This is a genomic window from Candidatus Effluviviaceae Genus V sp. (genome assembly GCA_014728125.1).
In the GTDB taxonomy this organism is placed as follows: Bacteria; Joyebacterota; Joyebacteria; order Joyebacterales; family Joyebacteraceae; genus WJMD01.
In genome coordinates this window covers 1-26,851 of record WJMD01000175.1, presented here as the reverse complement: position 1 = coordinate 26,851, position 26,851 = coordinate 1, and the positions used below count along the sequence as shown (strand labels likewise).

Annotated in this window: 27 protein-coding genes; 6 read left to right on the top strand and 21 right to left on the bottom strand. The window is 64.6% G+C overall.

The window, feature by feature from the left end; translation table 11 throughout:
- Positions 1 to 14: 14 nt before the first annotated feature.
- The 3 genes from buk to GF405_10570 all read right to left on the bottom strand — a co-directional run bounded on the left by buk (position 15) and on the right by GF405_10570 (position 3,839).
- On the bottom strand, positions 15 to 1,052 hold the full coding sequence (gene buk, locus GF405_10580) for a butyrate kinase (protein MBD3368596.1): 1,038 nt from the start codon (positions 1,050 to 1,052) through the stop codon (positions 15 to 17).
- Positions 1,053 to 1,274: 222 nt separating this feature from the next.
- A complete protein-coding gene (gene asnA / locus GF405_10575; protein ID MBD3368595.1) occupies positions 1,275 to 2,408 on the bottom strand; it encodes an aspartate--ammonia ligase in 1,134 nt (377 codons plus the stop codon).
- Between the two features lie 177 nt (positions 2,409 to 2,585).
- Positions 2,586 to 3,839: an aminotransferase class I/II-fold pyridoxal phosphate-dependent enzyme gene (locus GF405_10570; protein MBD3368594.1), complete on the bottom strand. Its 1,254-nt coding sequence runs from the start codon at positions 3,837 to 3,839 to the stop codon at positions 2,586 to 2,588.
- A 443-nt stretch (positions 3,840 to 4,282) separates the two neighbouring features.
- On the opposite strand from GF405_10570, the gene GF405_10565 reads away from it, so the two are divergent.
- The 5 genes from GF405_10565 (at position 4,283) to GF405_10545 (ending at position 8,288) form a co-directional block, all read left to right on the top strand.
- Positions 4,283 to 4,900 (top strand): helix-turn-helix domain-containing protein, encoded by a 618-nt coding sequence (locus GF405_10565; protein ID MBD3368593.1) that lies wholly within the window; start codon positions 4,283 to 4,285, stop codon positions 4,898 to 4,900.
- A 69-nt stretch (positions 4,901 to 4,969) separates the two neighbouring features.
- Positions 4,970 to 5,539, top strand: coding sequence for a helix-turn-helix domain-containing protein (locus GF405_10560; protein ID MBD3368592.1), 570 nt, complete (start codon positions 4,970 to 4,972; stop codon positions 5,537 to 5,539).
- Positions 5,540 to 5,816: 277 nt separating this feature from the next.
- Complete coding sequence (locus GF405_10555) at positions 5,817 to 7,214, top strand: hypothetical protein (protein ID MBD3368591.1); 1,398 nt, start codon at positions 5,817 to 5,819, stop codon at positions 7,212 to 7,214.
- A 9-nt stretch (positions 7,215 to 7,223) separates the two neighbouring features.
- On the top strand, positions 7,224 to 7,739 hold the full coding sequence (locus GF405_10550; protein MBD3368590.1) for a prepilin-type N-terminal cleavage/methylation domain-containing protein: 516 nt from the start codon (positions 7,224 to 7,226) through the stop codon (positions 7,737 to 7,739).
- A gap of 36 nt (positions 7,740 to 7,775) precedes the next feature.
- The gene (locus GF405_10545) at positions 7,776 to 8,288 is read left to right on the top strand and encodes a prepilin-type N-terminal cleavage/methylation domain-containing protein (GenBank protein MBD3368589.1); all 513 of its coding nucleotides are present in this window, start codon (positions 7,776 to 7,778) and stop codon (positions 8,286 to 8,288) included.
- Positions 8,289 to 8,417: 129 nt separating this feature from the next.
- On the opposite strand, the gene GF405_10540 is transcribed toward GF405_10545, so the two are convergent.
- The 14 genes from GF405_10540 to kbl (GF405_10475) form a co-directional block, all read right to left on the bottom strand.
- A complete protein-coding gene (locus GF405_10540) occupies positions 8,418 to 9,167 on the bottom strand; it encodes a prepilin peptidase (protein ID MBD3368588.1) in 750 nt (249 codons plus the stop codon).
- Between the two features lie 38 nt (positions 9,168 to 9,205).
- Positions 9,206 to 10,573 (bottom strand): hypothetical protein, encoded by a 1,368-nt coding sequence (locus GF405_10535; protein MBD3368587.1) that lies wholly within the window; start codon positions 10,571 to 10,573, stop codon positions 9,206 to 9,208.
- An 11-nt stretch (positions 10,574 to 10,584) separates the two neighbouring features.
- Complete coding sequence (locus GF405_10530; GenBank protein MBD3368586.1) at positions 10,585 to 11,124, bottom strand: hypothetical protein; 540 nt, start codon at positions 11,122 to 11,124, stop codon at positions 10,585 to 10,587.
- On the bottom strand, positions 11,112 to 11,843 hold the full coding sequence (gene pilO, locus GF405_10525; GenBank protein MBD3368585.1) for a type 4a pilus biogenesis protein PilO: 732 nt from the start codon (positions 11,841 to 11,843) through the stop codon (positions 11,112 to 11,114). Before pilO ends, GF405_10530 begins: the two co-directional genes overlap by 13 nt.
- 38 nt (positions 11,844 to 11,881) lie before the next feature.
- Positions 11,882 to 12,502: a hypothetical protein gene (locus tag GF405_10520; GenBank protein ID MBD3368584.1), complete on the bottom strand. Its 621-nt coding sequence runs from the start codon at positions 12,500 to 12,502 to the stop codon at positions 11,882 to 11,884.
- Positions 12,502 to 13,527 (bottom strand): type IV pilus assembly protein PilM, encoded by a 1,026-nt coding sequence (gene pilM, locus GF405_10515; GenBank protein MBD3368583.1) that lies wholly within the window; start codon positions 13,525 to 13,527, stop codon positions 12,502 to 12,504. The genes GF405_10520 and pilM overlap by 1 nt, the downstream gene beginning before the upstream one ends.
- Before the next feature lie 122 nt (positions 13,528 to 13,649).
- Complete coding sequence (locus tag GF405_10510) at positions 13,650 to 14,087, bottom strand: prepilin-type N-terminal cleavage/methylation domain-containing protein (GenBank protein ID MBD3368582.1); 438 nt, start codon at positions 14,085 to 14,087, stop codon at positions 13,650 to 13,652.
- A 145-nt stretch (positions 14,088 to 14,232) separates the two neighbouring features.
- Positions 14,233 to 14,667, bottom strand: coding sequence for a prepilin-type N-terminal cleavage/methylation domain-containing protein (locus GF405_10505; GenBank protein ID MBD3368581.1), 435 nt, complete (start codon positions 14,665 to 14,667; stop codon positions 14,233 to 14,235).
- A 47-nt stretch (positions 14,668 to 14,714) separates the two neighbouring features.
- Positions 14,715 to 15,926 carry a type II secretion system F family protein gene (locus GF405_10500; protein ID MBD3368580.1) on the bottom strand — a complete coding sequence of 404 codons (1,212 nt, stop codon included), beginning with the start codon at positions 15,924 to 15,926 and terminating at the stop codon, positions 14,715 to 14,717.
- 39 nt (positions 15,927 to 15,965) lie between these two features.
- Positions 15,966 to 17,069 carry a PilT/PilU family type 4a pilus ATPase gene (locus GF405_10495; GenBank protein ID MBD3368579.1) on the bottom strand — a complete coding sequence of 368 codons (1,104 nt, stop codon included), beginning with the start codon at positions 17,067 to 17,069 and terminating at the stop codon, positions 15,966 to 15,968.
- A 34-nt stretch (positions 17,070 to 17,103) separates the two neighbouring features.
- The gene (locus tag GF405_10490) at positions 17,104 to 18,645 is read right to left on the bottom strand and encodes a type II secretion system protein GspE (protein ID MBD3368578.1); all 1,542 of its coding nucleotides are present in this window, start codon (positions 18,643 to 18,645) and stop codon (positions 17,104 to 17,106) included.
- 128 nt (positions 18,646 to 18,773) lie between these two features.
- The gene (locus GF405_10485; GenBank protein MBD3368577.1) at positions 18,774 to 19,913 is read right to left on the bottom strand and encodes a response regulator; all 1,140 of its coding nucleotides are present in this window, start codon (positions 19,911 to 19,913) and stop codon (positions 18,774 to 18,776) included.
- A 126-nt stretch (positions 19,914 to 20,039) separates the two neighbouring features.
- The gene (locus GF405_10480) at positions 20,040 to 20,366 is read right to left on the bottom strand and encodes a hypothetical protein (GenBank protein MBD3368576.1); all 327 of its coding nucleotides are present in this window, start codon (positions 20,364 to 20,366) and stop codon (positions 20,040 to 20,042) included.
- A gap of 59 nt (positions 20,367 to 20,425) precedes the next feature.
- Complete coding sequence (gene kbl, locus GF405_10475; protein MBD3368575.1) at positions 20,426 to 21,628, bottom strand: glycine C-acetyltransferase; 1,203 nt, start codon at positions 21,626 to 21,628, stop codon at positions 20,426 to 20,428.
- 210 nt (positions 21,629 to 21,838) lie between these two features.
- Between kbl (GF405_10475) and GF405_10470 the strand changes: the two genes are divergently transcribed.
- The gene (locus GF405_10470) at positions 21,839 to 22,810 is read left to right on the top strand and encodes an NAD-dependent epimerase/dehydratase family protein (protein MBD3368574.1); all 972 of its coding nucleotides are present in this window, start codon (positions 21,839 to 21,841) and stop codon (positions 22,808 to 22,810) included.
- Between the two features lie 76 nt (positions 22,811 to 22,886).
- On the opposite strand, the gene kbl (GF405_10465) is transcribed toward GF405_10470, so the two are convergent.
- The 4 genes from kbl (GF405_10465) to acpS all read right to left on the bottom strand — a co-directional run bounded on the left by kbl (GF405_10465) (position 22,887) and on the right by acpS (position 26,774).
- Entirely contained in the window at positions 22,887 to 24,134 is a 1,248-nt protein-coding gene (gene kbl, locus GF405_10465) for a glycine C-acetyltransferase (protein MBD3368573.1), read from the bottom strand.
- Positions 24,135 to 24,158: 24 nt separating this feature from the next.
- A complete protein-coding gene (locus GF405_10460) occupies positions 24,159 to 24,407 on the bottom strand; it encodes an acyl carrier protein (GenBank protein ID MBD3368572.1) in 249 nt (82 codons plus the stop codon).
- 87 nt (positions 24,408 to 24,494) lie between these two features.
- Positions 24,495 to 26,258, bottom strand: coding sequence for an acetate--CoA ligase (gene acsA / locus GF405_10455; protein ID MBD3368571.1), 1,764 nt, complete (start codon positions 26,256 to 26,258; stop codon positions 24,495 to 24,497).
- Positions 26,259 to 26,303: 45 nt separating this feature from the next.
- Positions 26,304 to 26,774 (bottom strand): holo-[acyl-carrier-protein] synthase, encoded by a 471-nt coding sequence (gene acpS / locus GF405_10450; GenBank protein MBD3368570.1) that lies wholly within the window; start codon positions 26,772 to 26,774, stop codon positions 26,304 to 26,306.
- Positions 26,775 to 26,851: the final 77 nt, after the last annotated feature.

Sequence of the window (26,851 nt, the reverse complement as noted above, 5' to 3'; positions counted from 1 at the left end):
GGCGCCCGACCACGTCATCCCGTGGGATAGACCCTCGCCGGCTCGCGCCCATCCAGGACCGCCAGCGCGCCCTCGGCGAGCGATTCGAGCTCGTTCTCACCGGGGAGCGCCATCACGTCGGCGATGAAGCCGACGCGCTCCCGGATCATGCCGGCGAACCGCTCGTATCTGACGAGCGCGCCGGTCAGCACGATCGCGTCGACGTCGCCCGAGAGCACCGCGGCCATGGCGCCGATCTCTTTGGCCGTCTGGTAGACCATGGCCTCAAGCACCTCGAGCGCCGCGTCGTCACCCGACTCGACGCGCTCCTCGACCTCCCGGAAGCTGTTCGTTCCGAGATACGCAAGGAGCCCGCCCTCCTTCGCGATGAAGCGCTTCATCCGCTTCGGACCGTAGTCCTTCTCCAGCATGAAGTCGAACATCTCGATGAGCGGAAGCGCGCCCGTACGCTCAGGCGAGAACGGCCCTCCCGAGAGCGCGTTGTTGACGTCGATCATCCGGCCCCTCCTGAGGGGCGCGATCGAGATGCCGCTCCCGAGATGCGCGACGATCATGTTGATGGAATCGAGCGGCTTCCCGAGCTTCGCAGCCGCCTTTCTCGCGGTCGCCTTGATGTTCAGGGCATGGATGAGGCTTCTCCGCTCGATCTCCGGGTGACCGGAGTAGCGCGCGAGCGGCTCGAACTCGTCCACGCAGACCGGATCGACGACGAACGCGCGTCCGCCGAGCTCCTTCACGAGTGCGTCGGCTATGAGCGCGCCGAGGTTCGACGCGTGCTGCCCGGCGTATCCCTCGCGGGCGTCTTCGAGCATCTGCTCGTTCACCTCGTACGCGCCGCTCGGGATCGGGCGGAACAGCCCTCCCCTGCCGACGACGGCGTCGAACGACCCATCGAGCTCGCCGGCCTCACGGAGCGTCTTCCGGATGGCGTCGAGCCGGTGCTCGAGCTGGTCCGGCACGCGTTCGAAAGCCTCGAGCTCAGCTCGGTCGTGGTCGATGGTGCTGGTGAGCGCTTCCTCCGCGCCCGCATACACGGCCAGCTTTGTTGTCATGCCGCCAGGGTTGACGGCGAGGATGCGGCGTTCGGGCAATCAGACCCCCTGTCATGGCGCAATCCGAAACGACCGCTGATGGTACCACAAGTGCGGGCCGCCCCCAAGGCCTGTGGGGCCGGGGGCGGCATCGGAGACGAAGAGGGGCGGGCCTCGCGGACCCGCCCCTCGAACCGGCTCTCCGGGCATCGGACGGCCCGGAACAGCATCGGGAGTGTGCAGCTACTCGAGCACGTGGATGTTCCTCGGAGCGCAGATCTCCTTGAGCTCGTCCGGCCAGACGGTGACGGTCACCTCGCCGAGGTGCGCCGTCCGAAGCAGGTACATGTAGGTCCGTGCCTGTCCGATGCCGCCGCCGATCGACAGCGGGATCTCGTCGTTCAGGATGGCCTGGTGATACGGGAGCTCCAGGAAATCCTCCTGGCCCGTGATCTTGAGCTGCTCCTTCAGTGTGTCCTTCGTCACGCGGATGCCCATCGACGTGAGCTCGTGGCGCCGCTTCGTCACCGGGTTCCAGACGAGGATGTCGCCGTTCAGGCCGTGCATCTGCTTCCCGTTCTTCTCGATGGTCGGCGTTACCCAGTCGTCGTAGTCCGCCGCGCGCATCTCGTGCGGGTAGCCGTCCTCCAGGACCCAGCCGATGCCGATGATGAACACGGCGGGATGCTCCATGATGAGCTTCGTCTCGCGCTGCTTGCGCGGGAGGTCCGGGTACATCTCCAGGATCTCCTCGGCGTGGAAGAACTCGAGCTCCTCTGGAATGTCCGGGAACCCGGCCTTCTTGAGCTCGGGATACATATCCTGGGCCAGCTGACCGGCGCCGTAGATGACCTTCCAGATCTTCCTCACCGTGTCCTTCAGATACTCGAGGTTCCGTTCCTTCTCGGTGATGACCTTCTCCCAGTCCCACTGGTCCACATACGACGAGTGGTCGTGGTCGAGGAAGTAGTCCTTCCTGACGGCGCGCATGTCGGTGTTGATACCCTGACCGACCTCGCAGCCGAACTGCGCCAGCGCCATGCGCTTCCATTTCGTCGCCGCCTGGACGACCTGCGCATCGATCTTCTTGTCCAGCCCGAGACCGCACTGGAACTCGATCGGCGTCCTCGACCCGTCGCGGTCGAGATAATCGTTGACGCCGCTGTCCTTGCGGACGATGAGCGGGACCTGCACGAGCTGAAGGTTCAGCGCCTCGGCCAGCCCGTCCTCGATGTACCGCTTGACGGCATAGAGCGCCTTCATGCGCTCGAGGGGCGGCAGAATCGGCTCGTAGTCGTCCGGCAGGATCTTCGCCACCTCTTCGTACGTGCTCACGCCGGGACCAGCCAGATCCGCCTTCTTGTCCATGTTCGCCATGTCGCCTTCTCCGTTCACTCCCACTGCACCGGACCCCCGTTACCAGGGGTCGCTCAACCGACCGGACCCGATGCGTCGAAGAGCGAGGCGGGGCCTCGTGAGGTCCCGCCTCGTCCGTCGGGTCCTTCCACAACTCCACTCATGTCGCGCCGACCGCTGCCCGTGTCCCGTGGAGGGTCAGGGCGTCGCGACGACGTTGCCTCCGTTCGCTACGCTCCTGTGGTGCTTGTCGATGACGCGGGCCAGTCTCTTGACCCCCTCGACGATGTCGTCCTTCGTGGGGTACGAGAAGTTCAGTCGCATGGTCGTCTTGCCGCCCTCGTCGCAGTGGAAGGCGGAGCCTATGACGAAGGCGACGTTCTCCTCCACGGCCTCATAGAAGAGCTGGTCGGAGTTCATGCCATCTGGAAGCGAAAGCCACAGGAAGAGCCCGCCGTCCGGCTTCGTCCACGAGAGTCCGTCGAGCTTCGGCATGTGCTCCTCGAGCGCGCTCAGCATCACCTCGCGCTTCTCGCGGTAGATGGTCCTCACCTTGTCGATGTTCTTCTGCAGAAGACCGCGGGCCGCGAACTCGGCCACGATCGCCTGGTTGAACGCCGGCGTGCAGAGGTCGGTCGACTGCTTGGCGATGACGAACTTCTGGATGACGGACTCGTGACCGACCATCCAGCCGAGCCGCATCCCCGGGAAGAGGATCTTGGAGAACGTGTGAAGGCCGACGACCTGTCCGGAATCGTCGAGGCTGAAGATCGACTTGACGCTCTCGCCCTCGTAGCGAAGCTCCTTGTAGGGACTGTCTTCGATGATCATCGTGTCGTACTCGTGCGCGAGCTCGATGAGGCGCCTGCGCCGCGGCTCCGTCATCGTGATGCCGGCAGGGTTCTGGAAGTCCGGGACGACGTAGATGAACTTCGGCTTCGTGCCGGCGGCCTTGAGCTTCTCGAGCTCGGCCTCGAGGAGGTCCATACGCATGCCCTCCTCATCGATCGGCACACCGATCATCCTCGCACCGTACGCGTTGAAGGCCCCGAGGCCGCCTACGTAGGTCGGAAGGCCGACGATCACCGGATCACCGCGGTCGACGAAGACCTTCCCGACCAGATCGAGACCCTGCTGCGAGGCCACGGTCACGAGGATGTTCTCCGGGCTCAACTTGACGCCGTCCTCGCGCTCGTGATGCGCGATGAGTTCCTCCTTGAGCCTGGGGTCGCCCTCAGTCGGGCTGTACTGCAGGATCGTCGCGCCGTCGCGCTCGAGGACGTCGGCGGCGACTTCGGCAACCTCGTCGACGGGGAAGGCGGCCGGGTCCGGGAGTCCGCCGGCGAAGGAGATGATCTCCGGCCTCCGCGTGAGTTTGAGAAGCTCACGGATGACCGACTTCTTCATGCCCCGCGCGTTCGCGGAGAATACCGCCTCGAGATCGCTGACCATGGTGTCCTCCAAGCGTCCCTCGGTGAGGTTCCTGCGGCGGGGCAACGGTGGCCCCTCCGCGTCACAAGCCAGAACGAGATGCTACCAATCCGGCTCGGGCGGTGTCAAGAAAGAGAGGGTCTGAACCCGCCGGGAGAGTGCGGACGGTCACCGGTGACCGGAGAGAAGGCAGGAATGCTCTCGGTCCGCGGCGCCCGGCTCGACGGCGTGCCTACTTTCTTGGTCATCTTTGGACTTGCAGAAACGAGGCAAATGAGAGACAATCAACACACCTATGAGGAATGCGAAGGCTCGGTTTTCGGTCCAATTCGGGACTTGACCGAAAGAGCCGGGCAGGTTATCTTCTCACGAACGCCCCCGTTCGAGAGCGCACTCCACGATTCCTCACGATGTGAGCTTCTCGCACCAACGATTGTCCGGATGGTTCATGCACGAAGGGGCGAGTGCGAGCAGCCGAGAGGCTCGGAAAGAAGAAAGGACGTGACTATCTCATGCCGACGAAGGCCGAACTCGGACAGAGGCTGAGAATAGCCCGCTTCGAACGGAACCTGACGCTCAAGGAGGTGGCGGCCCGCTGCGGGATGTCCGCAACACACATCTCTGAGGTCGAACGCGGCAAGACCTCCCCGACGATCGGCGCGCTGGAGCGCATCGCAGGCGCCCTCGGCGAGAACCCCGCCTACTTCGTACAGGACGACGACCTGCCGAAGGTCGAGGTCACGCGGTTGCGTGACAGGAACACGTGCTTCTTCGCGGACGACGACGGCAAGCCCTTCGAGGCGGAGGTGCTGAGCAGAGGGATTCCCGGCGGGTACGTTCAGGTCTTCCAGCACAGCTTGCCGCCCGGCGAGTCGCTCCGGGTCTTCCCGATGATCGGTGAAGTCGTGATCCACTGCCTCGGCGGCATGGTCCGCATGACCGCGGAGGAGCAGTCTCACGTGCTTCGTGAGGGCGACACGATCCAGATGCGGCTCGACAACGGGGTGGCGACCGAGAACATCGGGGACGAGGACTCCGAGGTCTTCGCCGTCCTCGCGGCACCGAGTCTGTTTCGGATTTAGCCAGCATGGAGTTTGATCCACCGGCTGCGGGGTGAACGGCCGGTCGAAGTAGTGGAATGGAGGACCGGAATGCCTAGCAAGCAGGAGGTCGGGCGCAGGGTCAGGCTGGCGCGGTTCAGGCGCGAGCTGACGCTCAAGGAAGTGGCCGCGCGCTCAGGCATGTCGGCCACGCACATATCGGAGATCGAGCGCGGGAAGACCTCTCCCACCATCGGAGCGCTCCAGAGGATAGCCAAGGCACTCGAGGAGCGGCCGGCCCACTTCGTCGAGGAACACAATGTGCCCAGGTCGATCCTCATCCGGAAGGACGACCGCGTCAAGGAGTACCGCTGCGACGCGGACGAGCAGGTGACGAGTATGGAGCGCCTGACGGCGAATCCGCCGTGGGGCATGCTGACGGTCATCCGCAAGGTCGCGAAGCCGGGAGAGGCGCTCCACCGCCCTCCGGCGATGGGGGAACTCGTCGCGCACTGCCTGCGCGGCATGGTCCGCTACACCGTCAAGGGTGAGAAGCACGTCCTCCGGGAAGGCGACACCGTCCAGTTCCTTCTGGACGAGGGCTACCACGTCGAGAACATCGGCGAGGACAACTCGGAGGTGGTCGCGTTCGCGGCCTTCCCCGGCCGCAGCGGCTGGTGATCTGAACCGATGTTCATTCACCGGTAGTTCCTGCACCAGAGAGCACATCGAGAGGCCCGCTCCGCGTGGAGCGGGCCTCGGCGCGTCCCGCCGCCGCGTACACCTCTAACCATCGTGCTCGCCACATCTTACAAGCCCCCTCTCTCTCCTGTTACATACATCGAACTGGCACAGTCTGTGCAGTACTGTAAGCACTGAACATCCCCATGGAGTCGGAGGATTGGTGGCACATCGGTCCGAACCCGGACCTGAAGACGATACAGAGGGGGCGATCACCGTGAGACTCAGAGCTGACACAACACGCCTCGGCGGCGAATCCGGCGCAACGCTCGCCGTCGTCACGATGCTCGGCCTGGTCATGTTGATCACGGCCGCCGCCGTCTACCAGTTCGGTGCTCAGGACGCGTCGCTTGCGTCCAGGGATCTCGACCGCTCGCGGGCACTCTATCTTGCAGAGGCGGGGCTCCAGCGGGCTCACACCTGGCTCGAGGCCCAGACGGACCCGCCCGCCGGCGTGTCGCTCATCGAGCCGTTCGGGTCGACGCCGGACACGATGGGGGCAGGCACCTACTACACGACGATCCTCCCCGACGCGTCGAACCCCGGCATGTCGCGGAAGTACTACACCATCACCTCGACGGCGACGGTCGACTCGGAGACGAGAACCGTCGAGCGCGAGGTGATGACCCAGTCGTTCGCTCAGTTCATCTACTTCACCGAGGAGGAGCACCTCCCCGGCTCCGTGACACCGGTCTGGTTCTGCTCGGCCGACGCTATCGACGGGGCCATTCACACGAACGGCCAGGTCCACATCATGGGAGATCCGCTGTTCGACGGGCATCTCTCGAGCGCCCACGGAGGACCGGACGATCCCGACACGGACAACGTGCCGTCCTTCATGTACTACAACGGCAACTACTGGAACCACCTCGAGTCGTCGGCTCCCAGCAACGAGCCGTACGACAGCCCCACGTTCGGCGACGGGTATGAACTGGGCACGACGGCCATCGGGCTTCCCGAGTACCTCGACGACATCGAGGCAATGGCCCAGAGCGGGGGACTTCACATCGACGGCGACACGGAGATCGTCATCGGGCGCGAGGGCAGGGACGGTCCCATGTACGGCACGGTCAGCTACCGGCCCGATACGGGAGGCGACTGGACGGACGTCGACATCTCTTCGTTCAACGGTGTCCTGTTCGTCAACGGGGACGCCGACGTCAGCGGCATTCTCGACGGCAGCCTCACCGTCGCCACGGGCGGCGACATGTACATCGTCGACGACGTCACCTACCGCGGGGCTGACCCGATCATCGGTCCCCTGGAAGGTTGCGATGACATCCTGGGGCTCGTCTCCCAGCAGAATGTGTACGTGAAGGACAACGCCGCCAACGCGTCGAGCTGCAACATCCACGCACACATCATGGCGCTCGACACCTCGTTCCAGGTCGAGAACTACCGCTACGGATCCCCCCGGGGCACGCTGACGGTTCACGGCGGCATCATCCAGCGCTACCGCGGCGCCGTGGGAACGGGCTATCTCCAGGGTGACAGCGTCGTCATCAGCACGGGCTTCGCCAAGAACTACCACTACGACAGGCGCTTCGACATGCTTCAGCCACCCGGCTACTTCCTGACGGGCAAGTACTACGAGCTCGAGTGGCGAGAGGTCTAGGAGGTCGTGATGAGGCTCAAGAGGGTCGGCAGGGCACTGCGGGGACTTCAGGGAGCGAGGGGCCGACGAGGTTTCACGCTTCCGGAGGTCGTCGTGACGATGGCCGCTCTGACGGTCATCGTTCTGGCTGCGTCGGTGTCCTACGTCGGCACGCTCAAGTCGTGGGACGGAACATCGTCGATGACACGACTGCAGCGCGAATCCTCACTCGCCGTCGAGACGATGTCGCGCGTCCTTCGTGGAGCCGAGAGCGTCGTCATCAACGTCGAAGGGGACTCGCTGCGCGTCTACTACGAGACGGCCGCCGGCGACAGTCTCGCAGACATCTTCCACATCAACGACGACGGACAGCTGGTCGACAGCGCCGGCTTCGTTCTCTCGTCGTCGGTCGACTCACTGTCGTTCAGCACGGTCGATGGGAAGACGGTCAACATGGAGCTGGCGGTCACCGACGGCATGGGAACGGAGCAGTGCTCCGACGATCAGGCCCTGCTGATGTCCTCGACGGTCGTCTGCAGGAACTGAACACTCAGTGGGCTTGAGAACGGAAGGGTAACGCAGATGAACCGCCTTGCAGCGACGGCCGGAACGATCCGGCAGCTCCTGAAGCGCGTCCGCAGGACGATGACAACGGACCGGGGCGTAACGATGATCGAGATCCTCGTCTCGATCGTCGTTCTCTCTATTCTCATCGTGCCGATCTTCGACAGCATGGTGTCCGGTCGGACGCTGGCCATGCACAGAGGCGAGGAGCGTATGGCGCTGCGTCTCGTGGAGCGCAAGGCCGAGCAGCTCCTGAAGGCCGGCTACGGCGCCGTCGGGTCGGACGCCGACGTCTCGAGCGTCTGTATGACATCCGGCGTTCACCCGACCGACCCGAGCATCGTCGTCTCGACGAGAGGCGACGACGACGCCGCGAACGACCTTCTCGGGGACATGACCTGGAGCGTCGTCCCGGTCATCTGGTCGAGCCCGGGCGATTCGGTTCGGGCGAAGCTGGTCGAGGTCAAGCTCCGCTGGCCGCAGGGCGCCCCGAGGGACAGCGTCACCGTCTCGACGATCGTCGGCGCCTGAGCCGCGCCGAGCGAACCCGGCGCCTGATCCGGGCCCGGGCCCCGGCACACTGAGAAGCAGAACGCCCCGCCGCGAGCAAGCGGCGGGGCTTCTTCGTGGGCATCGGACGGGCGGGGCGTAGCGATTCTGTCAGATGAAGAGTCCCTGGTACCAGCTGATGAGGACGTTCCCCCAGAGCGCCGAGATGAAGCCACCCAGCGCGATGAAGGGTCCGAACGGCAACGTGTGGTCCCACTCCCCCTCGCTCTCTTTCCCCGGTCGCCGACCGGCCATCTGGCCGACCCCGACGATCGCTCCGAGAAGGAACGCGGCGAAGAGCCCCACGACGACTGCCCGCCACCCGAGGAATGCCCCGAGCATGGCGGCGAGCTTCACGTCTCCCCCGCCCATGCTCTCCTTCTTGAACACGGCGTCGCCGACCAGGCCGATCACGAAGAGCGCGCCGCCGCCGGCGACCGCTCCGATGAGCGACTGCGTCAGCGTCGTGACCCCCGCGAGGGGCGACACGACGAGTCCGACGGCGATGCCGGGCAGCGTGATGCGGTCGGGCAGGATTCGCTCATCGATGTCGATGAACGAGAGGACGACGAGGACGTAGGCCAGGGACGTGAGCACGGCGAACTCGGAACCCATGCCCACACGCCAGTAGACGGCGAGCGGGATCAGCCCGGAGAGGAGCTCGACGGCCGGGTAGCGCGGCGAGATCCTCTCCCCGCAGGACCGGCATCGACCCCTGAGGAGCAGGTAGCTCAGAATGGGGATGTTGTCCCGGGAACGGATCCGGGTGCCGCACGTCGGACATGACGAGGGGGGCCTCACAATGGACCGACCACGCGGCACCCGGTAGATCAGGACGTTCAGGAAGCTCCCGATGACCATCCCGAAGATGAAGAGGAACGCGGGAATCACGGTGCTTCCTATCGCTGGTTTCTGAACTTCGCGTCGATCTGGCTCTCCTCACGCTCGCTCATTCGCGCAAGCTCCTCGGAACCGAGGATGCGCGGCGTCAGGAAGAGCATGATCTCCGACTTCGTCTCACTCTCGATGCTCTTGCGGAAGAGCGCGCCCAGAAGCGGGATGTCGCCGAGCAGCGGGACCTTGAAGTGCGTCTCGTTGACATCGGTCCGAAGCAGCCCGCCGATCACGACCGTCTGCCCGTCCTTCACCATGACGGTCGTCTGCGCGGTGCGCATCTTCGTGTCGACGGCCTCGTCCGGGAAGTAGGTCGAGCGGGAGGCCGAGCTGACCTCTGGCTCGATCTTGAGCGTGACGAAGCCATCGTCGTTGACTGTCGGCGTCACACGAAGCTTCACACCGACATCGCCGAAGATCGGCTCGACCGTCGACTCAGCGCCGCCCTCGCGGTACGTCGTCTTCTTTGCGAGAGCGATGTGGGACGTGATCTGGATCATCGCTTCCTTGTTGTCCAGCGTCAGCACCTTCGGACGGGCGAGCACTTCGGCCAGGCCGTCCTTCTGCATGGCCTCGATCCTCGCCGTCAGATCCTGAATGTCCGAGAACGACTCGAACTTGCCGAACGTCAGGTCCAGCACGCCCTCGCTGTCCTGCTGGTTGAAGGTCGACCCGTATGAGAACGAGCCGGAACCGTCGGCATCGCCTTCCTCATAGTCGCTGAAGTTCCAGGAGACGCCCAGCTCGTGCGAGCCCGTCTCCGTGAACTCGACGATCTTCGCCTCGATGAGGACCTGTCCGGTCGGCGTGTCGAGCTCCTTCACGAGGGACTGGAGCGTCGTCATGTTCTCGGGAATGTCCGAGATGACGAGCGAGTTCGCCCTCGGGTTCACAACGATGCTTCCCGCCTCCGTGAGAACCGGCTCAAGGGTCTCCTGAAGCTCGGTCGCATCGGCGTAGGCGGCCCGCAGGACCTCGGTGACAGTGGCCACGGGCGGTCCCTCGGGAGCATCCATGATGACGTAGATGTTGGTGCCCTTCTGCCGCGTGTACCACAGACCGTTAGCCCGCATGATCGCCGCGAGAGCATCCTCGACCAACACGTCCTCGAGGTAGACGTTGATCGGCTTGCCGACCAGGTCAGACCCGATAAGGAAGTTGATGCCGGATTTCTGGGTCATCACCTTGAGAACGCTTCCCAGCGTGACGTTCTGGAGATTCAGCGAGATCCGCTGACTCCTAACCGCCGCACCGCCCCCCGAGCTCTCCTGCTGGGCAGCCGACAGACCGGCCGTCGCAAGAAGCAACCCGATGAGAACGAGCGTCGTCCAGAAGACGCCAGGCCTCCTTCGACCGGGGCTACGGACGCACATACCCGACCTCCTTAGTTCACGGTCAAGGTGTATTCCCTTGACCTGTACGAGAGAACGACCCTGTCAATCTCGATTCGTGTGATTCTGGCTCCCTTGATCCGGTCGCCGACGCGAAGGTCCATGCCGTCGATCATCGCGATCGGGTTCTCGGGGTCCCAGATGATCCCGTAGAGCGACATCCTCGGGAGACGGTCCGGCGTCACGGTCTCCTGAGGCTCGGAACCCGATTCGCTCGAGGAAGCGGGCTGCCGGCTGTTCGCTTCGACCAACGGCTGCATCGGATCTCTGTACTCTTCGCCGGTGTACTCGCGCGGTGCCCTCGCCCGGGCCATGCTTGCAACCGTGGCGAGATGCTGGGGGTCTTCGTCGAGAAGGCTCATGGCGGCCTTCCCCTCGGATGCGGAGGCTCCCGTCAGTGCGAGGTTGTCCAGCAGACCGAAGCGCATCACGACAACGACGATGAGCGCGAGGCCCAACCCGGCGAGCATGATGAGCTTCTTCTTATCGGCCATGAGAGCCGACATGTCGGTGCTGACGCTCAGTCCTCCCACGACACAACCCCCACCTTCAACCGGATCGTCTGCGTGTCCGGATCCTCCTCGTCGGTCCTGATCTCGACCGACTTCGTCACCAGAGCCCTGGGCGATTCCTCCACCATGGCCAGGAATCGGCCGAGACTGTGGTAATCGCCTGAGAGCTCCATCTCGATCGGGTATTCGATCATGTGGTCCGACATCTCCTGGACCGGCCCCAGCACGGGGTCGTCCAGGACCCGGACCCCAGCTTCATCCGCGAAGTCCTCGAGTTCCGTAACGACCGTGACCCGCTGGTCGCCGCGCATGAGCGCGTCGCGGAACTTCGAGACGGCGGCGGCCGACTCCCTCACGACGAGGAAGTCCTGGATGACCGACTTCTTCGTCACGAGGCCGTCGAGCTGTGACCAGACCGGCTTCAACACGAAGAAATAAGAGAGGTTGACGACGACCACGTACGCGAGAACAGCGATCGCCGTGACGCGCCATACCGACCAGTGACGACGTCCGCCCCTCCTCGTGCAGGTCCCCTTCAGAAGACCGCCAAGGCGTGCTCCGAGGTTGCCGATCGCGCCGGCGCTCCCTCCCCCACCGCCCTCGTCCCGTGAGGTCGACTCGGTCGACGGCTCGGGAGACGTCACGGGATTCGCAGCCTCCTGCGCATCGGCCGCCTCCGACGGACGGCGTCCGACCTCCGGGGCGTGTCCCATATCGTCGAGCGCGTGAAGAAGTCCCATTGTCTCCTGCCGTCTACCGCCCGTCCCCCGCAGCGGTGCTACCTATAGGGGCACATGATCTCGAAGCCGAGAACGTTCGAGCCGCCGATCTCCTGCAGTCCCGTCTCGACGAAGCGTGCCTCTTCGATGACGAGCGAGAGTTCGGTGTCCTCCTCGAGTGTTGTGGCGAAGTCGCGGATGATCCTGCCGCCCTGCTCAACACCTGCAACGACCATGCCCTCTATGGCGATCCCGTGAAACGAGCCCTTGTTCTTGTGCCTTCCGTGGCCTGCCGCGCGGGCCGGACGGTCCGTCATGCGGACACTCGTCAACCAGACGTGTTCGGGGACGCAGCCAGCCAGCCTCTCCATATAGACGCTGTAGTCGGTGCGCCGCTCGATCAGCTTCTTGATCTCGCGAAGGTCCGGCTCGACGCGCCCTATCATCGTCTGGAGCTCCTCCTCGGTCGGGGTTCCCGGATAGAGCACCGCGAGGTCTTCCTCGAGCTTGTCGACCTCACTCGCGTAGATGTCGATCATCCTGAAGTTCGCGGCCGAGAAGAAGACGACCGCCAGTGTCGTCAGGACGTAGACAAGAGCGGAGAACGACACGACCGAGAACATCACGTGCTTCTGGCCCTGCGGGACGATCTGCTTTCTGATGAGGTTGATGTTGTACATCAGCAGGTCTCCGACTTCATCGCCAGCGCCGCGGCCAGGGAGAGATACGGCTTCATCCTGTCGAGGCTCGCGGGGTCGAATTGCGAAGCATCGATCTCCACGTTGTCGAGCGGACTCCAGACCGCGACCGGCACCGAGGTCGCGCGGCTGATCGCGTCGTCGAGACCGGGTATCCGACTGGACCCTCCGCAGAGGTAGATCGTGTCGACGTGCTTGCCCTCTCCCCGTGTCTGGTAGTACACGAGCGAGCGGGCCAGCTCGCCGACGAGCCTCCGCGTCACGCTCTCGACCGCGACCATCGCCTTCTCCTCGTGGCGAAGGCCGCGGCGCTTGACCTCCTCGGCCTCCTCTGGCGTGACACCGAGCGACTCCACGACGGCGTTCGTGTAGGTGTTGCCCGCCAGGTCGATGTCCCTGACGAACGGCAGTCCGCCCTCCCGTGCCGCCCCGATGCTGGTTCTCGTTGCTCCGATGTGGACGACACACGGCGTCTCGGGTGCGTCGTGTTCCTGCATGACGGCCTCGAGAAGGGCCAGCGCATCAACGCTGACCAGCCGCGGTTCGAGCCCGACGCTCTGGACGAGCTCCGTGAGTTCGTCGACCTGAGGCTTCATCGCGGCGACGAAGAGCACGGGGGTATCCGCCTTCTCCTCGTCGGACGCAGGCCTGAGCGCCGTGTAGTCGACGTAGGAGTCCTCGATGTCGAACGCGATGACCTGACTGCCCTCGTACCAGACGGCCCCCTCCAGTTCGGAGTGCGACAGCTTGGGGAACTTGAAGGTCCTGACCGCCACGTGACCGCCGGAGACCGAAGTCGCGACGCGCTTGCTCTGCACGTGTGCCGACTCGAGAGCGGAGGCGAGCGCGTGCTGGACGGACGGGGGCGACGCGTGGGACGAGACGGGTGCGAGGGCCGCGGCCGCAAGCTCGTATCGCCCGCACGATCGGTCGAGCTCGACGACCTTGACCGACGTCGTGCCGATGTCCACCCCGATGATCCCGTTCTGATCGCTTCTCGAAAGCACAGTTTCTCCTTAGCGGTCCACACGCCGAGCACCGGCGACGTTCGCGGAGCGCCGCTCGGGTCGTGCAGCAGATCGTCCTGCCGGCGTTCTCACTGTGTCTCGTTCCGCCTCGGTCGCGGCGCCTAGAAGAGGTCGGTGACGATCTCTCCGTCCTGGTCGATCGTGACGATGATCGTCTCGACCTCCGACGCATTGTCGGCGGTGCTGAGGGAACCGTCGCACTTCAGTGTGTACGTGGTCGCCGTCGCAGCACCGTCGAATGTGTAGCACTCTTCGCTGAACCAGCGTCCCTCCAGATCACCCGGCTTGATCGAAAGCACGCCGCCCGTTGTGACGAGCGCGCCGTCGACGAAGCTCGCGTGCGCGTACGTACCGTGCGCATTGAAGTGCGCCCTCATCGCGTTTCTGACCATTCCGAGTGCGGATGTCGCCTCGAGCGCCTTCGACCGCTCCGGAACGATCTGGTACATCGGGATGGCCACGGCGGCCAGCACCCCAACGACGATCACGACGATCATGAGTTCCACAAGCGTGAAGCCGCCGTTCTTCGTCTTCGTCATCCCCTTCTCCTCCGCGAAGTGCGCTCGGCCGCTCTCTTGCCGACTCCAGGGCAACCGGCAGTACCTTCTCAATCGTCCGCTCGTCCCATCCTCTTCTCCGCCGGGGGCGACGCCATGGGCGCCGCCCCCGCGGCTTCTTGTCTGATTAACCGCTCGTGATGTCACCGTCCTCGTCGATGGAGCGGACGATGTCCGACACCTCCGACGCGTACGGGGCGGCATTCGCAGCAGCGCCACCATTACACTCGATGGTAAAGGCGGCAGCCGCCGGATCGCCGTCGAACGTGTAGCAGTTCGCGTCGAAGTAACGGCCGGACAGGTCGTCCGCCGCCACGTCGAGCGTACCGTTGGCCGTCACGAGGTCGCCGTCACTGCCCGCGCCGACGTACGTTCCGTGCTCAGCGTAGTAGACACGCATCGCACCGCGGATCGTACCGAGGGCGGCCACGGCCTCCGACGCCTTGGCGCGCTCGGTAGCGCCCTGGTACATCGGGATGGCCACGGCGGCCAGGATGCCGACGATGATCACGACGATCATCAGCTCTACGAGGGTGAAACCCCTCTGGTTCCCGCGTCTCATTGTTTTCACCTCCTTCCCACGCTCTAAAGGCCCTTGCCCTGATGCCTCTACCCGATACCTGTCGCCATCTGGAAGATGGGCAGGTAGATAGCAAGCACGACGACAGTCACTATCGCGCCGAGTCCCACGATGAGGATCGGCTCGATCATGGAAGTCAGTTGAGTGATGGCCGCGTCGACCTCGTCCGTGTAGAAGTCGGCGACCTTCTCGAGCATGTCCGGCAGGTTGCCGGAGCCCTCTCCCGCCGCGACCATCGAGACGACCATCTTCGGGAAGACCTTGGACTCTGCCAGCTTCTCCGCGATGGTCGAACCGTTGACGACGCCGTTGCCGACGTTCTCGACGGCCTCCCGCACGATCTCGTTCCCCGACGTATCGCCCACGATCTCGAGCGCCGCAATGACGCTCACGCCGTTGTCCATGAGCGTGCCCAGGGTGCGGCTGAAGCGCGCGATCGCCGCCTTCTGGATGAGCGACCCGAAAATCGGAGCCCTCAGAAGGAGCTCGTCGAACTTCCTCTTCCCGGCGGGCGTCTTGACCCAGCGGTAGAACGCGTAGGCGCCGCCGCCCAGAAGCAGGATCTCCCAGATGAGGTTGTTCCCGATGAAGCGCGACGCGGCGATGAGGAACTTCGTGAGCACCGGCAGGTCGAGGCCGAAGTCCGAGAAGATGCCTTCGAACTGCGGGATCAGGAAGAGCATGATGCCCGCGACGGCGACGACGAAGAAACCGGCGATGAAGGCCGGATAGGCCGACGCCGAGCGGATCTTCCGGACGAGCGCGTCCTTGGCCTCGAGGTAGTCGCCGAGGCGGCCGAGCACATTCGGCAGCGCACCGGATTCCTCGCCGGCGCGGATCATGGCGACGAAGAGCGTCTGGAACGTCCTCGGATGCTTCGCCAGAGCCTGCGACAGCGTCGAGCCGGCCTCGATGTCGGTCGTGACCTCCCTGAGCTTCTCAGAGAGGGTCTCGTTGTCTATCTGGTCGGCGATGCCCTCGAGCGACTCAAGGACCGGGAGCCCTGCCTCGAGCATCGCGGCGAGCTGACGGCAGAGGATGGCCAGGTCCTTCGTCTTGACCTTCTTCTTGCCGAAGCCGCCGGAGCCGCTCTTCGACTTCGATACGGCGGGAGCGACCGAGATGACGATCAGATTCTCCTTGCGGAGCAAAGAGACCAGACCCATCTCGCTGTCGGCTTCGCGAGTCCCCTGGATCGTCCGACCGTTCGAGTCCTTCGCCGTGTAGGTGAACTCGGGCATTGTTCCCTTTCCTCGTGGCGCGCCGTGTCGGCACGCCCTCTACACTCTCTGCTGCCTGAGCGTCCGCCCGCCCGTCTGAACGTGGCGGCTCAGGTCGCGCATGATGCCCTTGATGTCGTTCGAAGCGGCCACCGCCAGTTCCGTGTCGATCTCCTCCTCGCGGACGAGCCTCATGAGCGACGAGTTCATGCTGTGCATTCCATCCTTCGAGCCGGTCTCGATCGCCGACCGCAGCTGCTGGAGGTTATCCTCCCGTATCAGGTTCCTGACTGCGCTCGTCGCAACCATCATCTCTGTACCGAGGACGCGCCCGGTGCCGGCAGACCTGGGAAGGAGCTGCTGAACGAGCACACCCTGCAGGCAGAGCGAGATCTGCGTGCGGACACCCTGTTGCTCGTGCGGCGGGAAGATGTCGAGGATTCGGCTGATGGCCTGGGGCGCCTCGCTCGTGTGAACGGTGGTCAGAACAAGGTGACCCGTCTCGGCCAGCGTCAGCGCGGTCCGCACGGTCTCGAGGTCGCGGATCTCACCGATGCAGATGACGTCCGGGTCCTGCCTGAGGACCTCACGGACAGCCTCCGGGAACGACGGCGTATCTCGCCCGACCTCTCGCTGGTTGACGATGCATGACTTGTGCCGATGCAGGTACTCGATGGGATCTTCGATCGAGACGATGTGCACGTGCTTGCGGTTGTTGATGTAGTCGATCATCGACGCCATCGTCGTCGACTTGCCGGAACCGGTCGGTCCGCTGACCAGGATGAGCCCGTTCAGCTTCTCGCAGAACTCCTTCATGATCCCCGGCACCCCGAGCTCCTCCATCGTCGGGATCGTCCAGGGAAGCCAGCGAACAGCCGAGGCGACGGTCGAGCGCTGGTGGAAGACGTTCAGACGAAAGCGCCCCAGTCCCTCTGCGGAGAATGATGTATCGAGACCGCGCTGGGCCTCGAAACGCTCGATGCGCTTCTCGTCGATCATGGAGTACGAGAGGCGCTTGCTCTCCTCGGGCGTCAGCGGCTCCTGGTCCCTCGGAACGAGGATGCCGTCGATCCGAAACTGCGGGGGAACGCCCGGTGTGATGTGGAGGTCGGACGCGCGCTGATCGACCATCTCCGTAAGCAGTGTTTGGATATCGACTTCCATCGTCTATCTCCTCGGTGCGGATCCCTGCGCTCGACTAGACCGCCTCCGTGGCGACCGCGAGCACCTCGTCGAGCGTCGTGACGCCCTGCCGCACCTTCTCCATTCCGTTTTCCATCAGTGTGCGCATCCCGTCGCTTCTGGCCTGATCCCGGATGCCGGACCCGATCTCGCCCTTGAGAATGGCGTCGCGGACGCCGCGCGTGACCGGAAAGAGCTCGTAGATCGCCATCCGCCCCTTGTACCCGGTCTGTGAGCACTCCGTGCAGCCGGCGCCGTGATGGAAGACCATGTCCCCCGCGTCCGGCAGCACCCTGTAGAACGGCTCCGCGAGCGCGGAGTCGGGCTCGTACGCCTCCTTGCAGTGGGGGCAGATCTTCCTGACGAGCCTCTGAGCTATGACGAGATTCAGCGAGGAGCAGATGAGATAGGGCTCGACCCCCATGTTGAGCAGACGGTCGATCGTCGAGGTCGCGTCGTTCGTATGCAGTGTGCTGAACACCAGGTGGCCGGTCTGGGCGGCCTTGATGGCGATCGACGCCGTCTCGAGATCGCGGATCTCGCCGACGAGCACTACATCCGGGTCCTGCCTGAGGAACGACCGAAGCGCCGCGGCGAAGTCGAGTCCGATCGCGTTGCGCGCTGCGACCTGATTGACGCCCGGGAGTTCGTACTCGACCGGGTCTTCGACGGTCATGATGTTCTTGTCCGGGGAGTTGATGTGCGTCAGGGCCGAGTAGAGCGTCGTCGTCTTGCCGCTGCCCGTCGGACCGGTCAGCAGGATCATCCCGTGAGGCTCGTGAATGGCATGCTTGATGACGTCGAGGTGCTCCGGCTCGAAGCCGAGCTCAGCGAGGTCGGTTTTCAGGTTCGCCTTGTCGAGGAGACGCATGACGACCTTCTCACCGTGGAGCGTGGGAATGGTCGAGACACGGATGTCGACCCGTCTGTTCATGATCTTCACCCGGCAGCTGCCGTCCTGCGGCAGACGACGCTCAGCGATATTGAGGCCCGACAGGATCTTGATCCTCGACGTGATCGCCCACTGCATACGCTTCGGCGGAGGGAGGATCTCCCTCAGATTGCCGTCGACACGGAGTCTCACCGAGATGGACTTCTCCCTGGGCTCGATGTGGATGTCGCTGGCTCCCTCCTCGATCGCCTGCAGGAGGATCAAGTTGACCAGTCTGATGACCGGAGCGTCGTTCGGCTCGACCGAGAGCTGCTCGGCGTCGACCTCGGCGGCCGGTCCCCCGTCCACCTCGACATCGACGATGCTCTGGATGCTCTTCTCGATGTCGAACGTCTCGCCGTAGTACTTGTCGATCGCCGCCTGGATGTCCGCAGGGTCTGCTTCCGCGGGACGTATCTCGTAGCCGGTGTTCGCCGACACGGTATCCGTGGCGATGACGTCGAGCGGATCCTCCATCGCGACCAGCAGGGAGTCGTCCTCCCGGCCGACCGCGACGAGACGGAACCGTCGGGCCATCTCCCGCGGGATGAGCCGGACGACGTGGTGGTCGATCTCCATGGAAGAGAGATCGAGCTTGTCCTGCGTCTGCGAGTCCAGGCGATCCACTCTCTAAGTCCCCGTGACAGGCCGGATTCCCGGCGATAGCAGGCTGACCCGTCCACTAAGGACTGCAATCCTCATGCCAGTCGCGGAATCGTGTGTTCGTGGGACGTAAAAGACCTGCAGGTAGGAAGTTAGGAGAGGTTACGGCGCCGGTTACAGAATGCCGCCGGAGAGGGCATCTCAGGGGCGTTCGCATCATGCATGGACGTTCCGGCCGCGCCGGCCGTCGGGGACGTTGCCGGACGCCCCCTGCCCTCGCGGGCCGTCACGAACGAGCGCACGATGACAGGGTCGAACTGCGTGCTCGAGGCGTCCTCCAGAATGGAGACGGCCTCCGCATCCGGAAGCGCGTCGCGGTACGGCCTCTTCGACGTCAGCGCGTCGTACGCGTCGGCCACGGAGAGGATCCGTGCGCCGAGCGGGATGTCGCTCCCCTTGAGTCCCTCGGGATAGCCGCTGCCGTCGAAGCGCTCGTGGTGGTGGACGACGATGTCGATGACGTCTCCCAGCTCTTCGATGGGACCGAGGATCCGGCCGGCGACGACGGGATGCTGCTGCACGGACTCCCACTCGTCGGGGTCGAGCTTCCCGGGCTTGTTCAGCACGTTCTCGCGGATGCCGATCTTGCCGATGTCGTGGAGCAGGCCCGCCAGCCAGATGTTCTGGATCTCCCGGTCGGGCAGTGAGACGTACCGTGCTATTTCGACACCGAGCTCCGCGACCCTGGCCGAGTGGCCCTGCGTGTACTCGTCCTTCGCTTCCAGAGCCTGCGCGAGGGCCTTGATGCTGCTCATGAAGAGACGCTTGACCTCCTCGTTCGCCTCGGCCAGCTGCTGGGTCCGCTCGCGCACCATCGACTCGAGGTCCCGCTGGTAGGCGCGGTTCTCCTCGACGAGCCGCTTCTTCTCGATGGCCCGCTCGACGGTCAACGCGAGCTCCGAGAGATTGAGGGGCTTCGAGAGGTGGTCGTACGCTCCGAGCCTCATGGCCTCGAGCGCGGCCTCCATGTCGGGAGCCCCCGTGATCAGTATGACGGCGATGTCCTGGTCGGTGACGCGGATCCGGCGGAGCAGCTCGACGCCGTCCATGCCGGGCATGTGGATATCGGAGAGGACACAGTCGTAGTCCTCCCTGGACAGTTCCTTGAGGGCGGTCTCCGCCTCGGACGCATCGTTCATCTCGTAGCCGTCGGCTGACAGCTTTCTTGAGATGATCTCACGGATCGGCGCCTCATCGTCGACGACCAGGATCCGGCCCTTCGTCTCGTCCACATCACGCTCCCGCGCATCGGAACCACCAGGCAGAGGACGCGCGCGTCCCCTGCTCGGGGCAAAGCAGCCACGCGAGGGTCGAATGCAATCTCTGTACCAAGGTGTGTGAACTGCGGGAAGCTCAGGTCAGCCGGTCAGGTCCTCGAGGTCCATCTCGTCCCATCGCCTGCCGCCGGGATCCCACCGGTAGAGCGTGACGGTGTCGACGTTCTCTGAATCGGAGTAGACGCGCTCGATGTTGACGTCTCCCCCGATCCTCTTGGAGTAATGGACCCTCTCGTCAACAACGAGAGGATGCACGGCCCGCTCGAGCTTCATGCGGCCCGAGGCGCCGTCGAAGACCGCGGTCTCGATGGTGAGGTGTCGTTCGGGGATCTCACGGACGCCGTGCTCGACGAGCCCGAACCGGCGCTCGATCTGGTCGAGCAGCTTCTCCCACTTCGCCTGATGCACGTCGCTTTCACTCCCTGTTGAAACCCCGCAGGAAGCCCTGCAGGCGACATGAACAACGATCACTGTATCACGTCGAGTTCGCGACCGACAGCCCGGAAGGCCGCCAGCGCGCGGTCCAGGTGCTCCCGCCCGTGCGCCGCCGACATCTGAACGCGAATGCGCGCCTGTCCGCGCGGGACGACCGGGTAACTGAAGCCGGTGACGTAGACGCCCTCATCGAGCAGGCGTCGCGCGAACGCGGTCGCGAGCCGGGCATCCTCTTCGAACCTCGAGAACATCACCGGCACGATGGGATGCGAGCCCGGGATGACGTCGAACCCCGCGTCCACAATCTCCGAGCGGAAGTACCTGGTGTTCTCCATGAGCCGGTCACGAGGCTCGGTGGTCTCCGTCAGGAAATCGATGACGGCGACCGTCGCGCCCAGAACGGTCGGCGGCACGCTGTTGGAGAAGAGGTAGGGTCGGGCCTTCTGCCTCAGGTACTCGACGATCTCCGCGTGGCCCGAGATGCAGCCGCCGGCGGCGCCGCCCAGCGCCTTCCCGAACGTCGTCGAGATGATGTCGACGCGGTCCATCACATCGTGGAGTTCGTGGGTCCCCCGGCCGTTCGGTCCCATGAAGCCCGTGGCGTGCGAATCGTCCACGAACACGAGTGCGTCGTGCTTCTCAGCGAGATCGCAGATCGCCGGGAGGTCCGCGATGTCCCCGTCCATCGAGAAGACGCCGTCGGTAACGATGAACCTCCTGCGGGCGTCGGACGCCTCTCTGAGCTTCGCCTCGAGGTCGGCCATGTCGCTGTGCTCGTAGATGAGACGACGCGCCTTCGTCAGACGGACGCCGTCGATGATCGAGGCGTGGTTGAGGCTGTCGGGAATCAGGGCGTCGTCCGGGCCGGCCAGCGGCTCGAACACACCGAGGTTCGCGTCGAAGCACGCATTGAAGAGGATCGTGTCGTCCGTTCCGAGGAACGACGAGACGGCGCCCTCGGCCTCCTTGTGGATCTCCTGCGTGCCGCAGATGAAGCGGACGGAGCTCAGCCCGTAGCCCCACCGCTCGAGCGTCCGGGCGGCGGCCTGAAGGACCCTGGGATGCGAGGTCAGCCCCAGGTAGTTGTTCGCGCAGAAGTTCAGCACCTCACCGCCGCCCCGGACCGTCACCACCGGCCCCTGCCGGGAGGTCAGAACGCGCTCCTCCTTGTAGAGCCCCGCGCGTCGCATCTCCTCGAGCTCCCGGAGCAGCTCATCTCTGAGTGAACCGTACATGGACACCTCCTGCGAAAACCGAACCTGCGTTCGGGCGATGGGTCCTCGGCCGACCGCCATCCTACATCGAATCAGCGGCCGACCCAAACCCGGCATGAGCAGTCGTTCACGTATGCCCGCTCGCGCTCCACCTGCGTCCGTGGTATCCTCTGACGGACGACCATTTCAACGGATGGACCCATCGAAAGGCCTGACGTGACGAAGAAGACCATCGAACGCATCCTGATCGTCGGCTCCGAGGGACAGATCGGAACGGAGCTCACTGCGGAGCTCCGGAACCGCTACGGCGGCGAGCAGGTGCTCGCTGCCGACATCAAGGAGACGCCGTCCGAGTCGACCGCGAAGAGCGGTCCGTACGAACGACTCGACGTCACTGATGCCGACGCCCTCGGCTCGCTCTGTCGCCGGCACGCCCCCGACGTTCTCATCAACATGGCGGCCGTCCTCTCGGCCGTCGGCGAAAAGGCGCCTCTGAAGGCGTGGCGCGTGAATGTGACCGGGCTCATCAACTCGCTCGAGGCCGCGCGGGAGCTCGGTATTGGACAGGTGCTCTGCCCGAGCTCGATCGCCGTCTTCGGGAAGTACTGCCCGCGGGAGAACACGCCGCAGGACACGGTCCTCAAGCCGTCGACCATGTACGGTGTGACGAAGGTCGCGGGCGAGCTCCTCTGCGACTACTACGTCTCGCGGTTCGGCGTCGATGCCCGCGGCCTCCGATACCCGGGCATCATCTCATCCGAGGCGCTGCCCGGCGGCGGCACGACCGACTACGCCGTCGAGATCTTCTACAAGGCCGTCGAGGAGGGCCGCTACACCTGCTTCCTCAAGGAGGACGCCTGTCTGCCGATGATGTACATGCCCGACTGCATCAAGGCGACGATCGACCTCATGACGGCGGATTTCGCCTCGCTCGAGCATCATGGTGACTTCAACGTCGCCTCGATGAGCCTGACGCCCGGCGAGATCGCTGCGGAGATCAGGAAGCATATCCCCGACTTCGAGATCACCTGCGAGCCGGACGAACGCCAGGCGATCGCCGAGAGCTGGCCGGTGTCGATCGACGACTCCGCCGCGCGCTCCGAGTGGGGCTGGGAGCCGAGCTACGACCTGGAGTCGATGACCAAGGACATGCTCTCGAAGCTCCGCGCCCGCCACAGGGCCGGGGCGCTGTACAGCCTCTAGCGCGAGCGACGCACGGAACGCAAAGCGGCCGCTCCCGGATGGGAGCGGCCGCTCATCGTTGTGGGTCGTTTGGTCGCTACATCCCGTACTTGTCGATGATGCCCTTCTTGTCCAGACCGATGATGCCGTACTTCTCCCCGACCTTCGCGAAGGCCTCGATACACTTGTCGATGTGCTCGGGCTCGTGCGCGGCCGAGAGCTGCACGCGGATGCGGGCCTGGCCCGCCGGGACGACGGGGAAGAAGAAACCGATGACGTAGATCCCCTCGGCGTACATGTCGCGCGCCATGTCGTTGGCGAGCTTTGCATTGTAGAGCATGACCGGGACGATCGGCGTGACGCCCGGTCGGATGTTGAGACCCGCCTTCTCCATGCCCTCCCGGAACTGCTTCGTGTTCGCCTCCAGCTTATCTCGCCGCTCCGTCGACTCCGAGATGAAGTCGAGGACCTTGATGGTCGCGCCGACGATGGGCGGCGCGAGCGAGTTCGAGAACAGGTAGGGGCGGGCGTTCTGGCGACAGAGCTCGACGAGCTCGCGTCGGCCGGACACGCAGCCACCCGACGCTCCGCCGAGCGCCTTGCCGAACGTCGTCGTGATGATGTCGACCCTGTCCATCACGTCGAAATGCTCGTGCGTCCCCCTGCCCCTCTTCCCGATGAAGCCGGACGCGTGCGAGTCGTCGACCAGGAGCATCGCCCCGAACTCGTCGCAGAGGTCGCACATCTCGTCGAGCGGAGCGAGGTCGCCGTCCATCGAGAAAACGCCGTCCGTGACGACCAGCATGTGACGCTTGTCCTTGTGAAGCTCCAGCTTCTTCCTGAGATGCTTCATGTTCATGTGCTTGAACGTGTCGTACTCCGCGGAGCACAGACGGATGCCGTCGACCAACGAGGCGTGGATCAGACGGTCCGCGATGATGACGTCCTCCTTGTCGAGGATCGCCTCGAAGACGCCGGCGTTGGCGTCCATACAGGACGGGAAGAGCAGCGTGTCCTCCATGCCGAGGAACGCGCTGACCTTGTCCTGGAGCTCGCGGTGGATGTCCTGGGTCCCACAGATGAAGCGGACTGAGCTCATTCCGAAGCCGCGCTCGTCGAGGATCCTGTGGGCCGCCTCGATGACGATGGGATGGTTGGAGAGTCCCAGGTAGTTGTTCGCGCAGAAGTTCAGCACCTGCTCTTGATCGGCGCCCTCAGGGTACTCGACGCGGATCTCGGCGTCCTGGGCGGAGCAGATGAAGCGCTTCTCCTTGAAGAGCCCCTTCTCCCTGATCGCCTCGATCTCCCCGGAGAACGCCTTCCTTGTCTCATCGGAAAACGCCATGGAGCGTCTACCTCCCGGTTCGGTCTACTGCATGTGCTTCCTCACGAGCTCCGCGATCGAATCGACGGTGTCGAACGTCTGAGGCGTCGCCTCCTCGTCGGGCAACGAGATGTCGTACTTCTTCTCGAGGAAGACCTTGAGTGAGACCATCGAGAAGCTGTCGACGATTCCCGATGAGATGAGCGGCGTCTCCGATGTCACGTCGACGTCCTCGTCCTCATCCACGTACTCGTCCACGATGTACTCGAGCACCACGTCCTTGATGTCGTCCATGCGTCGGTTCCTTTCCTCTCTTGCGAGCGCGCTTCTGACGGGGCGATCGGGCCGCTGTCCGACCCGGCCGTCTCCCGTTTCTCGTCTCTACTTCGCTGGCTCGTCGTCCTCGAGGGTCGACAGATCGCCGACGTCCTCGCCCCACTCGATGGCCCTCAGGTAGCGCCTGAGGATCTTGCCTGAACGGGTCTTCGGGAGCTTCTCGACGAACTCGATCTCCTGAGGCATTGCCAGCGGCGAGAGACGCTTCCTCACGAAGTTCATGATGGACAGTTCGAGATCGCCGGACGCGTCGATACCCGGGTTGAGCGTCACAAACGCCTTGACGACCTCCATGTTGACCTCGTCGGGTTTTCCCACGGCGGCGGCCTCAGCCACGGCGTCGTGCTCTATGAGGGCCGACTCTATCTCGAATGGACCGACCAGATGGCCGCCGGTGTTGATCACGTCGTCGTCGCGCCCGACGAACCAGAAGTAGCCGTCGGGGTCGACGCTCGCCCGGTCGCCGGAGACGTACCAGATATCGGTGTTCGTTCTGAGTTCGTCCTCCGTAGCGTCCTCGGACGCCCCGACGAACTTGCTCCTGTAGATATCGGGCTTGCCCCAGTAGCGCCTGAACATCGCCGGCCAGCCGGGCCGGAAGGCAATGAGGCCGACCTTCCCCGCCTCCGACAGCGGCTCGTGGGTCCTGAGATCGAGGACGGCGGCCTCGATGCCGGGGAACGGCTTGCCCATCGAGCCGGGCTTGATCTCCATGCCCGGGTAGTTGGCGATCATCATCGAACCGGTCTCGGTCTGCCAGAACGTGTCGTGGAACGTGAGGCCGTACGCCTCGTCGCTCCACACGACGGCCTCGGCGTTCAGCGGCTCGCCGACCGAGGCAAGGTGCCGGAGCGACGAGAGGTCGAACTCCTCCGCAACCCCCGTACCGCTCCGCATGAGCGAGCGGATGGCCGTCGGCGCCGAATACCAGACCGTGACGCGCTTGTCCTGGATGAACTGGTACCAGCGCTGGGCCGTGAAGCCGGCGTCGAGCACGCACTGCGTCACGCCGAGCGCCCAGGGACCGATGATGCCGTAGCTCGTTCCGGTCACCCATCCCGGGTCGGCCGTGCACCAGTAGACGTCGTCGTCCGTCAGGTCGAGGACCCAGGACGCCGTCAGCGCCTGGCCCCAGACCGAGTTGTGCACATGGAGGGCGCCCTTCGGCTGTCCCGTCGTCCCCGACGTGTAGTGCAGCACCGAGGGCGTCTCGGGGTCGGCGCGGTAGCTATCGAAGGTCTCGACGCGCGGCGCCTTCTCGACGTCGAAGAAGACCTCGCCCTCCTTGACGGAGTCCGGGTCGCCCGAGACGACCACGACGTGCTCCAGCGAGGGGAGCCGGTCCCGGATCTTGCGGACCTTCCGGGCGTGTTTCTGGGTCGTCAGGACGACGCGCGTTCCCGCGCTCTGGAGCCTGACCTCGAGCGACTCATCGCCGAACGCTGAGAAGAGCGGTTGCGCGATGCCGCCCATCTTGAGAATGCCGAGAAAGGAGAAATAGAGCGCCGGGATCTTGTCCATGAAGATGCAGACGCGGTCGCCGGGCTCGATGCCGAGATCGACCAGGTATCTGGCGAAGCCGTTCGAGAAGACCTTCAGGTCCTCGAACGTGTAGGTCCTAGGCTCCCCGGCGTGCCCTTCCCAGATGAGCGCCGACTTCTCTCCCTTGCCTCTCTCACAGATGCGGTCGGAGCACATGGCTCCGATGTTCAGGAGCTCGTCGTCCTTCCAATCGAGAACTTCCTTGGCGATGTCCCAGGAGAAGTCGCCGACACGTTCCTCGTACGAACCGATGTTGCTCAAGCCCACCCCTTTCGCCTCTCGAGGTCCAAGCTTCTCCGAAGCGCTCACCTCTCACATCTCCAGCAGCACGACGGCAACGGCGGCGCCCCGGGTGTGTGAGATCGACAGGAGCGCACGCGTCACTCCCAGCTCGTCGGCCCGCCGGCGGGCCCGCCCGCCGAGCACGACGTCGGCGCGCCCGGAGGGCTCACGCTCCACGCGGATGTCGTGCCAGCGCAAACCCTGCTCAAGCCCATGGCCGAGGGCCTTCATGGCGGCCTCCTTGGCCGCGAACCGGGCTCCCAGCGCCTCCCACGGCCTCGCCTGCGTCGCGGCGTAGGCCCGTTCGGTCTCAACGAAGAGCTCCCGGGCGAGCTCGTCCGTCAGGCGGGCGCGAAACTCGCCGAGGTCAACGATGTCGACACCGATGCCGATGACCAATGAAACGCCCCCGGGACGGCTGCTCAGTCCCGTGTGGAGCCGCTGAGACTGTACTGGGTTCGGACCCGCTATTGTACAGGTCGACCGCTGGAGGGTCAACATCGCGGCGGGAGACCCCAGACCGGGCAGATGCCGGTCCGGCGTCTGGATGAAGGAGCCGGGGGGGGGGGGGGGGGGGG